Annotated in this window: 14 protein-coding genes; 11 read left to right on the top strand and 3 right to left on the bottom strand. The window is 61.3% G+C overall.

All coding sequences use genetic code 11. From position 1 onward, the window contains the following. Positions 1–9: 9 nt before the first annotated feature. Positions 10–1,149 (bottom strand): DUF389 domain-containing protein, encoded by a 1,140-nt coding sequence (locus tag ACTM86_RS01780; protein WP_441015161.1) that lies wholly within the window; start codon positions 1,147–1,149, stop codon positions 10–12. Positions 1,150–1,358: 209 nt separating this feature from the next. Beyond that, positions 1,359–3,059 (bottom strand): OPT/YSL family transporter, encoded by a 1,701-nt coding sequence (locus tag ACTM86_RS01775; RefSeq protein WP_441015159.1) that lies wholly within the window; start codon positions 3,057–3,059, stop codon positions 1,359–1,361. A gap of 306 nt (positions 3,060–3,365) precedes the next feature. Between ACTM86_RS01775 and ACTM86_RS01770 the strand changes: the two genes are divergently transcribed. From ACTM86_RS01770 to ACTM86_RS01720, 11 genes are all read left to right on the top strand, one after another. After that, positions 3,366–4,217: a type III pantothenate kinase gene (locus ACTM86_RS01770; RefSeq protein ID WP_441015158.1), complete on the top strand. Its 852-nt coding sequence runs from the start codon at positions 3,366–3,368 to the stop codon at positions 4,215–4,217. 88 nt (positions 4,218–4,305) lie between these two features. Continuing rightward, entirely contained in the window at positions 4,306–4,830 is a 525-nt protein-coding gene (locus ACTM86_RS01765; protein ID WP_154514829.1) for a deoxycytidylate deaminase, read from the top strand. Positions 4,831–5,018: 188 nt separating this feature from the next. Continuing rightward, positions 5,019–5,297: a NifU family protein gene (locus ACTM86_RS01760; RefSeq protein ID WP_427718265.1), complete on the top strand. Its 279-nt coding sequence runs from the start codon at positions 5,019–5,021 to the stop codon at positions 5,295–5,297. A gap of 109 nt (positions 5,298–5,406) precedes the next feature. After that, a complete protein-coding gene (lgt, locus tag ACTM86_RS01755) occupies positions 5,407–6,228 on the top strand; it encodes a prolipoprotein diacylglyceryl transferase (protein ID WP_427747670.1) in 822 nt (273 codons plus the stop codon). Positions 6,229–6,372: 144 nt separating this feature from the next. Continuing rightward, on the top strand, positions 6,373–8,556 hold the full coding sequence (locus ACTM86_RS01750; RefSeq protein ID WP_441015156.1) for a DUF6020 family protein: 2,184 nt from the start codon (positions 6,373–6,375) through the stop codon (positions 8,554–8,556). Positions 8,557–8,721: 165 nt separating this feature from the next. Further along, positions 8,722–9,528 (top strand): YebC/PmpR family DNA-binding transcriptional regulator, encoded by an 807-nt coding sequence (locus ACTM86_RS01745; protein WP_154514825.1) that lies wholly within the window; start codon positions 8,722–8,724, stop codon positions 9,526–9,528. A gap of 165 nt (positions 9,529–9,693) precedes the next feature. Next, entirely contained in the window at positions 9,694–10,239 is a 546-nt protein-coding gene (locus tag ACTM86_RS01740) for a hypothetical protein (protein ID WP_441015154.1), read from the top strand. Then, the gene (locus ACTM86_RS01735) at positions 10,232–10,609 is read left to right on the top strand and encodes a DUF2273 domain-containing protein (RefSeq protein ID WP_441015152.1); all 378 of its coding nucleotides are present in this window, start codon (positions 10,232–10,234) and stop codon (positions 10,607–10,609) included. Before ACTM86_RS01740 ends, ACTM86_RS01735 begins: the two co-directional genes overlap by 8 nt. A 44-nt stretch (positions 10,610–10,653) precedes the next feature. After that, entirely contained in the window at positions 10,654–11,175 is a 522-nt protein-coding gene (locus tag ACTM86_RS01730) for an Asp23/Gls24 family envelope stress response protein (RefSeq protein ID WP_154514821.1), read from the top strand. Positions 11,176–11,382: 207 nt separating this feature from the next. After that, positions 11,383–12,405 carry a YitT family protein gene (locus ACTM86_RS01725; protein WP_427728028.1) on the top strand — a complete coding sequence of 341 codons (1,023 nt, stop codon included), beginning with the start codon at positions 11,383–11,385 and terminating at the stop codon, positions 12,403–12,405. Between the two features lie 150 nt (positions 12,406–12,555). Next, complete coding sequence (locus ACTM86_RS01720) at positions 12,556–13,803, top strand: DUF4013 domain-containing protein (RefSeq protein ID WP_441015150.1); 1,248 nt, start codon at positions 12,556–12,558, stop codon at positions 13,801–13,803. A 140-nt stretch (positions 13,804–13,943) separates the two neighbouring features. Here ACTM86_RS01720 and ACTM86_RS01715 read toward each other — a convergent pair whose 3' ends face one another. Continuing rightward, entirely contained in the window at positions 13,944–15,407 is a 1,464-nt protein-coding gene (locus ACTM86_RS01715; protein WP_441015148.1) for a M20 family metallopeptidase, read from the bottom strand. Positions 15,408–15,574: the final 167 nt, after the last annotated feature.

The raw sequence follows: 15,574 nt of genomic DNA, 5'->3' as shown, positions 1-15,574 counted from the left end.
CGTTCCGCATCACTTCACGTCAAACTCCACGCGATCGAGTTCGGGTACGTTGAGGTCGATGAGCTTGCGGGCAACACGGCGGTCGTGCGCCCCGAGCGTCTCGCTTGTCGTTACGCGAGCGACAGTCTGGCGCTCGACAACGCCCTCCTTGTCGCCCTCGGTAGCCGAGGTCTCGACGGCGACGGTGTAATCCTTAAAGCCCGGCAGCACCGCCGCAAGTTCGCGCGTGGTTTCAGTGACGCCGTAGCCGTCTTGCACGCCGGCCTGCGCCGAGCCAATAGACCCCGCCGTCATAATAATGCAGGGGATGGCAAAGATCACCGTGCCCACGATGATGCGGCGGCGCACCTTGCGTGATAGCTCGTTGACCTCGGCGTTTTCTTCAGCAGTCACAATACCGTCGCCGTTCAGGTCGCGCTTGAGCGGCACGCGCAAAAGAAGCAGCACGGCTTCGGCAGCCAGTGCGATAAAGACCACGTTGATGCCAAACTCATAAAGCGCCGAGAGAAACAGTGACCCGCTTGCAATGGCGATGCCATAGCCCGCCGCGCACAGGGGCGGCATGAGCGCGGTCGCCACGGCCACGCCGGCGATAAGCGTGGCAGGTTCCTGGTCACGCGAGTTGCCCAGCCCGCCCGCAAAGCCGCCCGCGAGCGCGACGGCAAGGTCCCACACAGTGGGCGTCGAGTTGTCGATGATGGCGGCCGTGGTGGTGCCAAGGGGCGAGAGCTTAAAATACAGCGTGGACGTGATCAGACAAAAGGCCATCTGTAGCGCGAGGCCGGCGACGGCCTCGACGGCAATCTCGCGGTCGAGCGTGGCGATGCCATATGCCATGGCAAGGACCGACCCCATGAGTGGGCAGATGAGCATGGCGCCCACGATGGCAATGTCCGAGTCGATATCGAGGCCGATGCTCGCGATGAGCATGGCGATGATGAGGATGCATAAGTGCGAGCCGGTCAGCCGCGCCCCGTTTACAAAGCGCTTGCGAATCACGTGATAGGGTGCGCGACCCTCGCGAATGTTGAATGCGCGCTTTAGGAAGCGGCCGGTGTTCTCCAGGGCCTCACTATGGGCAGGTCGAATGCCGTGGCGCCGGTGATGGCGTTTGCGTAGTCGCTTGATCTGTTGTTTGTCGAGTTCCATGTCCACCTCGTATTGCCGCAGGAACGCGGGTGCGCTCGCAGCATGTACTCTACACCGTGGCGGGCGGGGCGGTCATCTTGACGTGAAACTTAGACGAGCAGGTAAGGGGGACGTCAAATGCGGTTGCGGCCGAGTGTTTCGACAGATACAGAGCGCGGGGCCGGATGGTCTCCGACCCTGCGCTCTGTACGGGTACGTTGTTGTTGGGTTTAGCCCAGCAGACTCAGGCCGACGGAGACAAACGCCAGGATAACGCCAACGACAGACTCGCCCCCCAGCAGGCCGCTGGCGACGACCAGGCCCTGCTCCTGGAAGGCAGCATCCTTGGAAGCCTTCTCTTTGCCCGAAAGACCGGCGGCGTCGCGGTGTGCGGCCCACTTGTCGTAGGCGAGCTTGACGCAGGAGCCCAAGAAGGCCGTGAGCGACATGTAGAACGGCAGGTACACGCCCAGACCGATCATCATGGCCGGAATGCCGAGCCAATACATGACGATGCCGGCGATAAAACCGCCTGCGAACCACGGCACGCTCGGGATGCCCGAGACCATGGTGGCGACTACGCTTGCCTGTGCGGCCACAAAGCTCTTGTCGGGACCAAAGGCGTCCGGACCATAGGCGGTGACGAGCGCGACCATGACGGCGGCAGCGACCAGTGCGCCCACGATGCCGCCGATGGCCTGGCCGATCCACTGTGCGCGCGGGTTGGTGCCCAGCATGGCGCCGGCCTTAAAGTCGTTCATGACGTCGCCCGCAAGGCCGCACGCCACGGCCACGATGCCGGCGATAAAGAACAGCTTGACCTGAGCAAGCTGCGCGAAGGCCGCTACGATGAGCATGACGATGAGGCCAAAGATCTCCATGGGGTCGATACCCGTCTGGCCGCAGCTCTGCGCACTCATGATGGTGGTGACAAAGGTGAACAGCGTGACGATGACGGCTGGGACGGGGCCAAGGTCGAGCGCGATGGCGATGATCACGGCGATGGCGGCGGTGCCCAGGCCGATGATGCCGGCGTCGAGCTTAAGCGAGCCCGAGATGAGCGACTGCTCGTCGGTGTCGGTGGAGCTGTCGGCGGCAAGACCGCGAACGATACCGGCGACCTGCGGCAGGATGTCTTTAAGGACGACGGCGACGCCAAAGCCCATCATAAGGCCCATACCTAAGGACTTGACGATACCCTGCGCGGTCACAATATCGAACAGGCCGGCAGCGGTGCCGCCGACGATAATGCCAAAGTTGCCCAGCAGCGCGCCGGCAAACCAGAAGGCGACGGGGGCAAAGCCCACCAAAAAGCCGATGGACAGCAACATGGGCGAGTTGTAGATGGCAAAGGTCACGCCGGGGATATTGAGCGTGCACAGCATGCTGGGCACCACGCCCAGGGCGTCGCGCAGCACGCTATAGATGCCTGCGATGGCCATGGAGCCAAAGAGCTGCTTGCCGGTCTTGCCGCCGGCCTCGGTAGCACGCAGGGTCTGGGCTGCGGCGTTGCCGGTGGGAAACTCCAGCGCGGCGTCCACGATAAAGTGACGGTGGATGAGCGCCGTTGCCAGAAGGCCCAAAATGGTGCCGGCGAGCGCCACGATAAACATGTCGAGCCAGCTGATCTGGTCGGCATAGCCCAGCATCCAGGCGCCCGGGATGGTAAACGCCAGGCCGCCGGCGACCATGGCACCCGCGGACATGATGGTGTGGGTAACGTTGGCCTCGTTGAGGCTGGCATTGCCCATGAGCTTAAGGAAGAACAACGAGATGACGGCAGCGAAAATGATCGGCCAGGGGAGGGCGCCCATCTTGAGGGCCGTGTAGGCCGAGCTTGCCGTGATAATCACGCAGCCAAGGACGCCGATGACGACGCCGCGCAGCGTGAGTTGACCGCGCATAGAGGTGCGGTTCGAGGGATTGCCCATATAGAACTCCTTTGCGTATATCCGCTTCCCCCGCAAGCGCCGCTACGGATACGGCGCGGGAAGTCGGGTTACCAAGGGCCGCCGCGTGAGCTCGCGCACGACCGCGCATCAGTATAGCGGCAAGGTAGTCATTTTGGGACGGGGCTATTTTAGCTACCCTTTGACAGTCGACGAATTATCTGGGATTGGGGCAAATATCAACCGACATATTGGGGTAGCTAAAATAGCCCCGTCCCAAAATGACTACCTGGGATGGCTGGTTCGGGTAGGCGATATACTGCTGGGCAGACGAAAGGAGCGCCGACGATGCTTAATGGGTGCGCATATATATTGACGGTCGACGTGGGCAACACGTTCATTCGCTTTGGTCTGTTTGCCGAGGATTCGGCCGCGGCGCAGGAATGCCCGCTTGCGACGTGCGAGATCACGACGCCGCCGAGCATTACGGCCGATGAGGCGCGCATGAGGCTCGCGCGGGTCATGGGCGCACTGGCAGCCGATGCGGGCATGCCTGGTGTGCTCTTTCCCGCGGCAGCAGTGCTGAGCTGCGTGGTGCCGGCGCTCGAGCGCCCGTGGAAGGCGGCACTTTCCCGTACCTGCACGGGGCGCGTGCTCACCGTGGGGCCGGGACTTAAGACCGGCATGCCCGTGCACTACGACGACCCGGCCGAGATCGGTCCCGATCGCATCGCCGACGCCGTGGCGGCCCGTGCCGTCTACGGCTCTCCGTGCATCGTGATCGACCTGGGTACTACGACCAATATCGAGGTCATCGATGCGCGCGGAACCTTTGTCGGCGGTGTTATCGCGCCGGGGCTGGCGCTCGGCGCTCGCTCGCTCTCGGCCGCTGCGGCGCGCCTGCCGCAAGTCGAGCCCTCGGCACCCACGCATGTGATCGGTCGCAACACGCGCGAGGCCATGCGCTCGGGCGTGGTCTTGGGCGAGGTGGCCCGTATCGACGGCATGCTCGACATGGTGCTTGCCGAGATGCGCTCGACCAAGGCGGCAGGCGAGGGCGGCGTGCCCATTGTCATCACCGGCGACGATGCCGAGGCGCTCGCGGCGTTGGTCGGCCACAGCCTGACGGTAGACGACGCGCTGACGCTGCGGGGTCTCGCCGAGCTGTACCGCATCAACCAAAAGCCTCGCCGCGCATAAAGCCAAGAACGTCGGCGCCGGGAGGAAACAGCCCCGCCTTTCACCTGCTACAATGGGCCAAACTATTTCGATTTCGGAGGTGTCTGCCATGTCGGACGATCTTCATCAAACCGCGTCGGGCAAGCGCCGCGACGTTATTAGCTGGGACGAGTTCTTTATGAGCGTGGCCATCGCCGCGCAGCGCCGCAGCAAGGATCCCAATACGCAGGTGGGCGCGTGCATCGCCAGCACCAACCACCGCATTCTTTCGGTGGGCTACAACGGTACGCCCTCGGCGCTCAACGACGACTTTTTCCCGTGGGGCACGAGCGATGACCCGCTGCAGGACAAGCATAACTACGTAGTTCATGCCGAGGCCAACGCCGTGCTCAACTACCGCGGCTCGCTCAAGGACCTTGAGGGTTCCACGGTCTACGTCACGCTGTTCCCGTGCCACGACTGTGCCAAAATCCTGGCGCAGGTAGGTGTGGGCGAGGTTGTCTATCTGGACAATAAGTACGCCGACACCGACGACGGCCGCATCAGTCGCCGCATTCTCGACTCCTGTGGCATTAGCTTCCGCCAGGTTATCGTCGATGTCCACATTGGTACCGGGGAACAAACGCAGCAGTAGCGGCAGCGTGTACGAGCGCCGGGCGTTGGCAAAAGCGGCTAATTAAGCCCCGTTCCAAATTGACTGTCAAATTAACTGCTCGTGAAAGTCGTGTCCGCGCGCATGGACGGCTCGCGAGCGGGTACATGGCTGTAGTAACATAGCTCTGTCCGCGGGCGCGCCCGCGTTATTGTGAGAAAGGAGCCCCTGTGGCTGTTAACGAAGAGCTGCTTAAGAAGGTTCTTGAAGAGATTCGCCCCAACCTGCAGGCCGACGGCGGCGACATGGAGTATATGGGCGTTGATGACGAGGGCGTCGTCAAGCTGGAGCTCCAGGGCGCCTGCGCCGGTTGCCCCATGAGCGCTCTGACGCTTTCCATGGGCGTCGAGCGTATCCTCAAGGAGCACGTGCCCGGCGTTACGCGTGTCGAGCAGGTCAATGCCTCCGGCGAGGTCGAGGATCTGTACGACGAGTATGCGCCGTTCTGAGAAGCGAAAGCTGCGGGCGATGTGCTCCGCATAGACGTCATGCCCAAATGTGCGGCTGCGAGCGAAAGGCCCGCGGCCGCATTTGTATGTAGGGAGCAGGGGGACCGATATGCTCAACGACCTCTACCATATGCTTGATCCTGTCGCCATTTCGGCGGGGCCCATCACCATCTACTGGTACGGCTTGGCCTATGTGGTCGGAGCTCTGCTCACGGCGGTCGTCATGTACCGCACGCAGCGTCGTTGGGGTTTTGACATTACGGTCGACGACCTGATGAGTGTCGTGGTTGGTGTGGTCTTTGGCCTCATCATTGGCGCCCGTCTGTTCTACGTCATCTTTTACGGTGACGGCTACTACTGGGCGCATCCGCTCGAGATCTTTGCCACCAACGAAGGCGGCATGAGTTTCCATGGCGGCCTGGTGGGCGGCATCATCGGAGGCGTGCTCGTGTGCCGCATGTACAAGCTCGACGCCTGGACCATCGCCGACCTTGCCGTTATCGGTGCTCCGCTGGCCCTGTGCCTGGGGCGCTGCGCCAACTTTGTCAACGGCGAGCTGTGGGGCAAGCCGACCGATCTGCCCTGGGGCGTGATCTTTGGCGGGACAGCGGGCGATATGCCGCGCCATCCATCCCAGCTCTACGAGGCATTTCTCGAGGGCATTGTGCTCTTTTGCATTCTGCAGGTGCTCAGCCGCAAAAAACCGCTGCTGCCCCAGGGTACGTTTATGGGTGTGTTTGTGATGGGGTACGGCATCGTCCGCTTTTTCGTTGAGTTCGTGCGCGTGCCCGATGCCCAGCTGGGCTATCTGCTGGGCGGCGTCATCACCATGGGCCAGCTGCTGAGTTTGCCGCTCGTGATCGCGGGCCTGGCGCTCATCATTTTTGCCCTCCGCCGCAACCGTCCCCAGCGCATCTATCTCGACGCCTAACCACCACATACACCACAAAGGGGACAGGCACCTTTGTGGTGGTTTTGCCAGGCAATGATGACAGAACCGTAACGTTTCCCCAGATAAAACCTGCCAAAATAAGCCTGTCCCTTTTGGCAGGTTTCTAGAAAGGCTTTTCGGACTGTGAAGGATTCCGATCTCTCCACAACGGCTGCGCGCGACGCCGCCCGCATCGTTTGGTTTAAGCGCTATCCCGCCAAGCAGACGTTCGTCGCATTTTTGCTCGCCCTGCTGGCGACCACGGCGTTTTCCATCGATCCCGCCCCGGTGTCGAGCAACGCGGTCCTGGCGATCGATCCCAAGGCGACGGGCATGCTTTACGTGTGCTACGAGGTACTCCTCTCATTTGCCGGCCATACCGACGCTGTGATGCTGCTCGCGCTGGCCTGCCTACTCACGCTACCGTTTCGCTATGTGTTCTTTGGCCGCGGTGACGCTTGGCGCCCCTCGGTCGTGCTGCCGTCGCTGTTCTTTGCCGTCTGCATGGTGTTCGGCCGCAGTTACGACCTCACCGATTCGGCCGAGATTGTGCTGGGCGACAAGGCGCGCGTTATCTGCGCCTGGATTGGCGGCGCGGGCTGGATGCTTCTGGCGATTGTGGCCTTCTATCTGGCTTTTGAGTTTTTGGATTGGTTGAGTTCTCGCCGCATTCCGTTTTCGGAGGCGCATTTTGGCCGCGTGTGGCGTGTTACCCACGCCGTGCTCTCGGTCCATCCTTTTGTTGGGCCGTTTCTTGTACTCATGATTGTCTGGGCGCCCACGCTTATCGCCTCGCTGCCCGGCCTCTTTATGGGAGATACGGGCGCGCAGATCCGCCAATGGTTCAACTATCCCAACGGCACGAGCGACTACCTGCGCCTGCTTAACCCCAACGTGCTGCTCAACGGCCATCATCCGGTGGTGCACACGGCCATCATCGGCTCGTGTGTGCAACTGGGGCTTTCGCTATTCAATAGCGCCAATGCGGGTCTTGCCATCTACACCTGCGCCCAATTTGTCATCACGGCCGCCTGTGTGGCCTATTCCATATCGTCGCTGCGTAAGCTGGGCGTGAGCCTGCCGGTCCGCGGCGTCATCTTGCTGTTCTTTGCGTTTATGCCGATGTTCTCCAACTACGCGGCGCTGCTGACCAAAGACGTACTGTTTGCCGATGCGTTTCTGGTGCTGCTCGTTCAGACCGTCAAGCTCGTGGCATGTGGCCTGCCCCGTCGCGATGTCAATGCCGAGCGCGCGGGCGAGCGCACGCCTGTGCTCTTTGCGCGCCACGACTGGCTGTTGCTCGTGCTGGGCGCCATGGGTTCCACGTTTTTGCGCAATGGCGGCCTGGTCTTTCCGTTGGCGGCCTGCGTGATTGCGGCGGCGTTTTGCGCCTGGGACGCGCATGTGGCCCGTCGCGTGGTCAAACAGTCTGGCGTCGCACCCTCATGCGCCACGCCGCGCTTCCGCTGGGCCGGCGTTCTCGCGGTGCTCGCGCTCTGCCTTGCCTCCAACATGTACTTTACCAAGGTCTTTATGCCCGCGCACGATATCACGCCGGGCTCCAAGCGCGAGATCCTCTCGATTCCGTTTCAACAGACGGCGCGCTTCGTCCAAAAGCACGACGGCCTTAATTCGGGCGTTAACCCCAAGGTCAAAGACGACGGCACGATTGAGGAAGCTCCCTGCGACGGTCTGGTGACCGATAAGGAACGCGCTGCGATCGATCGGGTGCTCAAGTACGAGAATCTGGGCCGCCGCTACAACCCCGACAAGTCGGATGCCGTAAAAAACTGTTTTAACGAGTACGCCTCGCAGGAGGACATCAAGGCCTATTTTGAGGTGTGGGCCCAGATGTTCAAAAAGGATCCCGAGTGCTATATCTCGGCGCTCATCAATAACTACTACGGCTACTTTTATCCGAGTGCCCGCGATGCGTGGGTCTACAGCACGGCGCGCAGTGCCGAGATCATGGCGAAGCCCGATAACCTCAAGTACTTCGACTTCCATCCGGTCGATAGCAAGGTTGTGCGCTGGTGCGACCACCTGATCAACCTGTATCGCGTGGCAGTACAACGCATCCCGTTTATCTCGCTCACCATGAGCTCGGCCACCTATGTGTGGATCATGATCGCTGTGGTGGTCTATCTGCTACGTCGTCATTCGTGGCGCGGGCTGGCCATTTGGGTGCCGCTGCTGGGCGTGCTCGCCGTGTGCCTGATCGGTCCCTGCAACGGCTCGACCTACATGCGCTACCTGTATCCAGTCATCGCCTGCATGCCCTTCGCCATCGGCGCCACCATCACCCGCAGCGACCTTCTCTGGTTCTAACTTGGTGCAAAGGGGACAGGTTACTTTGCACCAAGGGGCTGCATCATCACGACGCCTTCATTTTGGGGTTTATCTCGCAGGCCAGTAGGTATATCATAACGACGTTTGTTTATATTGCCCGAGCATCTGCGCTGGGCTTTAGGTCGAAACCGATAGGAGACACGTATGTCCGGACACTCTAAGTGGGCCACAACCAAGCATCGTAAGGGCGCGCAGGACGCCAAGCGTTCCGCCCTCTTCTCCAAGCTGAGCCGCAACATCACCGTTGCTGCCCGTCTCGGCGGCGACCCGCTGCCCGAGAACAACGCCAGCCTCGCCGCTGCTGTTGCCAAGGCCAAGGCTCAGTCCATGCCCAAGGACAAGATCAAGTCCGCTATCGACAAGGCCTTCGGTTCGGGTGCCGATGCCGCCGTCTACGAGAACATCGTGTACGAGGGCTATGGCCCCGCCGGCGTTGCCGTCTACGTCGACTGCCTGACCGATAACCGCAACCGTACCGCCGCCGATGTCCGTTCCGCCTTCTCCCACGCTGGCGGCAACCTGGGCACCTCCGGCTCCGTCGCCTTCCAGTTTGAGCGCAAGGGCCAGATCGTCGTCGCCAAGGAGATTCTGGACGAGAACGCCAAGAAGGAGACCATGATCGCCAACGGTGCTGCCGGTGACGAGGAAGAGTTCATGATGGCTATCGCCGAGGCCGGTGGCGACGACTACGAGGACGCCGGCGAGGAGTGGATCGTTTGGACCGCCGCCAACGACGTCATGGCTGTTTCCAAGGCGCTCGAGGAGCAGGGCATCCAGGTCAAGGGCTCCGAGACCACTATGGTTCCGACCACCCCGACCGAGGTCTCCGGTGCCGACGCCAAGAAGGTCCAGCGCCTCATCGACCGTCTCGAGGAGCTCGACGACGTTCAGGATGTTTACAGCACCATGGACATGACCGACGAGGTCATCGCTGCCCTCGAGGAGGAGTAGCGCCTGCACGGGTTAAGCCGTGCATATCTGGGCATAATGAAGCGAGCATACAAGCCTCGTGGAATAGATGAGCCGGATCCGCGTGCGTATGGCACCGGACCCGGCTCTTTTATAATGATGCGAATCGTTTTGCATTCTGTGGACCGAAACCTGAAGGGAGCGCGCGTGCGCGTACTCAAACGAGCCCTAGCAACCGTGTACCTTGCCGCCGCCATCGTGGCGCTGGGCACGCTTGTCTGCCAGTTCTGGGGACCGTATACGTATCGCTTTATGCTGCTGTTGCGTGACACCATGCCTCGCGTCGTCGTTACGGTGTGCGCCGCCATCGTGGCACTTGGCGTGCTCATCGGGTTTTTCCGCCTGATGTTCGCGCGTCGCGAGCCGTCTTGCGTGCATCCGGCGGGGGAGCGCAACATCGAGGTCACCCTCGCAGCGCTTTCCTCGTGCGCTCGCGCTGCGGCAGAGCGCGACGACCGTGTGATGGTCGAGCATGTCGAGGCGCGCGTGCAGGGTTCCGACGAATCGCTCGTCCGTTTTAAGGTCGACGCCATCGCGCTCGATGACCGGGACGTGGCCTCCCTTGCAACCGCGATGCAGCAACGTATCGAGGAGGCCTGCGACACCATGCTCGGCACGCCGGGCACGACCGCACGCGTCCGTTTTTTGCCGTCCAAGACTACCGTCCAGACCGTGGAGGTTTCCGGTGAGTGATACCAATCAAGACAAGACCGTCCGCACCCCGCGCCTGACGATCGACCAGAACGCTACGCCGGCAGGCGAGTCCGCCGACACCAAGCCCGAGGCCGGCAAGCAGCACGACAGCGCCGCCAGCGACTTTGACGAGGCCATGGGTCTCATCAAGGGTACGGGGGCGGCCATCTGGAGCTATGCCGTCCGTCATCCCAACACCACGCTCGGAGCTGTCGCTGGTTTTGTGCTCGCCGTGCTGGTGCTCACGCTCGGCCTGTGGGACACACTCGTCATCGCATTCTTTGTGCTGATCGGCGCCGTGATTGGCCAGATCCGTGACGGCGAGAACGGGATCGTCAACTTCTTCGGCCGTCTGTTTAGCGGCCGCTAGTATGTATTCGACCGCCGCGTGTGCGGTGGGCATAAGGAGGAACCATGGCTTTTAACACGAAGGTCGATGTGGCCGATACCGAGCTCGAGGCAGACGAGACCGTCGCCGCCGAGGCTGAGGACGTAACGCTCGAGGACGGGGCGCTCGTCGAGGCCGAGCCCGCCGACGATGCGGACGAGGATGACGAGGAAGCGGACGAGTCCGAGGATTCGCTGACCTATTCCAACGGTGTGATCGAGAAGATCGTCGCCATGGCCACCCGCGAGGTGCCGCACGTCCTGGGCATGAAGGGCAACCTTATGCACTTTGTGCAGGAGCAGTTTGGTGCCGAGAACCTGACCAAGGGCGTGACGGTCGAGGTCACCGATGACAACCGCGTGGTCGTCAACATTTCCGTCATTATCGAGTACGGCGCCTACGCACCCGCGATTTTCGACGACGTTAAGGCGCGCGTGACCGAGCGTCTGGCCGCGATGACCGGCCTTGAGGTGGCAGGCGTCAACCTGCGCATCGAGGATGTCATCACCCCCGAGGAGTACGAGCATCGCACCAGCCAGCACGAGTAACCTACCAAATAGGGACAGGTTTGTTTCGATAGGTTTTACCTGCGAAAACGCTAAACGGTCGACCGCGCAAGCAAAAGTGCGGTCGACCGTTTTCTATATGCCCTCGATGTAGTCATTCCGCTCGTCTAACTTAGGGTTGCAATCTTCGCGTTCCGCGTTACCCTAATGGGCGCATTGTTTCCAAATTGTTAACGAGGGGTTGCCGTAATGGCCGACGAGCACGAAACAGAAAGCAAGGCATGGGCGATTGAGGCCGCCGCGGCAGAGGCGGCATCGCGTGCCGCCGAGGAGGTGCATCGTCCTCCCGTGGTGCCGATGGAGCGCGTGGTCGATCGCGCCGATATCGAGCGCGGCGAGCGTGCCGGCCGCAAGCGCAGCCAGGAGCCGGGCTTCCCGCGCTTTTTCGCCGAGCTCAATCTGGGCCTGATCCTCACGGCGTTCGCCATCGTTGCGTTTAAAACCCCCAATCACTTTGCCTTCGGCGGAACCTCGGGCGTGTCGGTCATTCTTTCCACGCTGTTCCCGACTCTGCCCGTCGGCGTCTTTATGTGGATCATCAATGCGGTTCTCGTCGTCTTGGGCTTTATCTTTTTGGAGCGCAAGGCAATCCTTTGGAGCGTTTTTGCCTCGTTTGCGCTTTCGGCCTACGTCTCGCTGTTTGAGCTCTTCATTCCGACGGATGTTTCGATGACGGGAGATATGTGGCTCGACCTGTGTTTTGCCGTGATTTTGCCGGCGCTCGGCAGTGCCATTGTCTTTGATATTGGCGCCTCGACGGGCGGCACCGATATCCTTGCCATGATCCTCAAGCGTCGCACGACGCTCGAGATCGGACGCGCCTTGCTGTTGGTCGATATCGGCATCGTGACCATCGCGGCCTTTTTGTACGGTCCGCGCGTTGGCCTGTACTGCGTGCTCGGCCTCTTTGCCAAGACGCTTGTGGTCGACAAGGCCATCGAGAGCATTCACTTGCGCAAGGTCTGTACGATTATTTGCGCAGAGCCACGTAAAGTCGAGGAGTTTATCGTCAAGCATCTCAACCGCACGGCAACGATCAGCCGCGGCTACGGCGCCTTCTCGGGCAATTGCGTGACGGTGATCATGAGCGTGCTGAGCCGTCGCGAAGCAGTGCAACTGCGCCGCTATACCCGCGATATCGATCCAGATGCGTTTATCACGATCGTTGACAGCTCCGAGATCGTGGGCAAGGGCTTCCGCGGCACGAACTAGCGCGGATATACCCTTCGAACCATTGAATAAAGCCGCCTACGTTTCAAATCGGTCATCTTGGGGTATTTGTCCCCACATTGCGCGATAATGTTGCCAAAGACGTCGTTTGCGATCCAGGTGATTCGCTCTAGATACGAAGGGATGATTTCGATGTTCTGTTCGCAGTGTGGCGCCCCCATGGGCGATAACGACAAGTTCTGCGGCGTGTGCGGTGCCCCTAATACCGAGGTCAAGGCCGCCGGCCCCGCTCCCCAGGGACAGTCTCAGCCCCAGCAGTTTGTTCCGCAACCGCCCGTGGCGAATGCGCCAAAGGGCTGTGTGGCTCAGGCGTTCCAAGACATGACCAAGACTCCGGGCGTGCTGCAGCGCGTGTGCCAGATTGCTTTTTTGCCGGCGCTTATCTGTGTCGTGTCGGTGCTCGTGCTGTTCATTCCCGTTATCGGCGGTATTGCAGCTGCCATCGGCTTTTTGGCCGCCTGCGTGGCGAGTGTGTGCGGTTCGGGCTTTGGCATCGAGTGGGGTCGCGACCTGTCGCTTAAGATCGATGACGGCATGGATCGTCCGTTGATGCGTTCCACATCGTTTGGCCTCGGGGTCTTTTCGAGCGTTATTTCGGTCGTGCTCGAGATTATCGCTGCCATTCCCGTTATTGGTGTAGTGCTTTCGCTGGTGGAGAGCGTGGTAATTGGCGCGGCGGGCTCGTATTCGTATTACGGCTCTTCTGCGCTCGAGACTGCGCTGTTTGGCTCGCTTGGCCTGCTTGTCCTGGCTATGATTGCCACGGCGGTCCTGGGAGTCTTCTTTAAGATGTTCGCCGATATCGCCGTGATGCACTTTGCGGTGACCGGTCGCGTCGAGAGCGCGTTTTCGCTCGACAAGGTCTGGGCGGCCTTTAAGAACAATAAGACCAAGCTGTTTTGCGCTTCATTCCTTCCCGAGTTTTTGACGGGCCTGGTCGCCAACGTTGTCACATGGATCTTGACGGCGGTCTTTGGCGCTATTGCCTCTGTCGGTATGTATAGCTACTACTATCGTCCTACGGGTATTGAGGCAATTGTTACCGGCGGTGGCATCTCACTCGTACTGTTCCTGGTGCTGATCGCTTTCGTCACCGTATTTCTAACGGTCTTTGGCAAGATGCTCAAGCACCGTGCCGTTGGCTATTGGGTCGCACGTTATGCAAGCGAGTGGGCCGACGAGGATAAGGACGACGTCCTGACTTTTGTATTGCCCTTCGAGAAGAAGTCCGCTCCCTCGGGTTACAGCGCTCCGGATGTCGCGCCTGAGCCCGAGCCTGAGTCTGTCCCGGGATCTGCGCCGGAGTCCGAGCCCACGACGGAGTCCGAGCCCACGACGGAGCCCGCGCCAAGCTCCGACGAGGACCCGCAAGACGAGTAGCCCTGTCACCTGCCATTTGGGGACGGGGTGGAAATGGTAGAAATAGTGCTTGACGAATGAGCGGGGGCGGACGTGTCGAAACGTCCGCCCCCGCTTTGACATCGCGATGTAGCTACGGCTGCGAGATGGTCGCGATTCGACTACTCGTTGTGCTTCTCCTCGTGGCGAGCGGCGGCACGGGCATCGTGAATGCCCTTGATGGCGGCATGGCGGGCGGTACGGGCGTCGTGCATGGCGTCGCGGGCCTCGGCGGCTGTTGCCTTGGCAGAGCGCAGTTTGGCGGCCAAGTCGGGATTGGTCTCGGCAACCGCGGCAATCGTGGGGCCGTCGAGCTCCTCTTGCGTGGGCTCGGCCAAAAAGTCGATAGCATACTGAGCGGCTACCATGGAGCCCTTGGCGAGCACGCTCTCGTCGATCTTATAGAAGCAGGAGTGCTGGGCATAGGTGGCGCCGATCTGGGGATTGCGCGTGCCCACAAAGGCAAGCACACCCGGTACACGGCGCAGGTACTCCGAGAAATCCTCGCCCGAAAGCGTGCCGCGATAATGGCCTTCGCCGGCTGCACCCAGACACTTGACCACGGCCTGACGACAACGCTCACTCGAGGCGACGTCGTTTTCGACCTTGTAGTTGGCGATGGTGTAGTCGGTAAGTTCAGCCTCGGCGCCCAGGGCCGCCGCAGTGTGCTCTACGATGCGGCGCATGAGCTCGGGCATTTCCTCGTGCGTCGAATCGCCATAGGTGCGCACCGTGCCGGCGAGGTAGGCGGTACCGGCGATAACGTTGCGCGCGGTGCCGCCGTGCAGCTCGCCGACGGTAATGACGGCCGGCTCGTAGGGGCTGATCTCGCGCGAAACGATGGTCTGCAGGGCGTTGACGATCTCGGCCGCCACCATGACGGCGTCGTGGCCGCGCTGGGGCATGGCGCCGTGGCACGAGGTGCCGCGGACATCAATGCGGAACCAGTCGGTATTGGCCATGCGCGGACCGGGCTCGCAGCTTACGGTGCCGGCGTCGACCTCACTCCAGATATGTGCGGCGTAGGCGCCGTCGACGCCGTCGAGCACGCCCGTGCCGATCATGAGTTTGGCGCCTTGGCCGTTTTCCTCACTGGGTTGGAAGACGATGCGGACCTCGCCGTGGATGTCGTCGGTCATATGGCGCAGGATCTGCAGCGTGCCGAGCATCATGGCAATGTGGCAGTCGTGGCCGCAGGCGTGCATGCAGCCCTCGTTGACGCTGGCGAACTCCTCGCCGGTCTGCTCGGTGACGGGTAGGGCGTCGATATCCGCGCGCAGCAGGATGCGGCGGCGCGGCGTGCCGTCCTCGCGGTAGGCGTCGGGTGCGGTGCCGCGAAGGGTCGCCACCAGGCCCGTCTTAAGCGGGCGCTCGTAGGGGATATTCATGGCGTCGAGCTGGTTGGCGATGTCAGAAGTCGTGCGCTCTTCGGCGAGGCTCAGCTCCGGGTGCTTATGGAAGTGCCGGCGCTGCTTGATGATGTAGGGCTCAAACTCGGCGGCGATATCTTGGATGGCTGCGGTGACGTCATCAGCCGCGCGGGCCTCGGTCGCTGCCATAATCTGCTGTGCCTTGGTCTTCGTCATGGTCGATTTGCTCCTTGCTGGTTTATCGCAAAATCGTACAGGCTCTTTCCAGTATGCCACCTGCCACTTGGGGACGGGGCAGAAATGGTAGAAATGGATACCTCCGTAACCTTGACAGGTCCAAATTGCTTGTGCACGCAGCCTTGGATGCGGCTTTCAAGCTTGAA

It is taken from the genome of Collinsella sp. HCP3S3_E11 (genome assembly GCF_052067375.1).
Lineage (GTDB): Bacteria > Actinomycetota > Coriobacteriia > Coriobacteriales > Coriobacteriaceae > Collinsella.
This window is presented reverse-complemented; position numbering and strand designations above follow the sequence as displayed.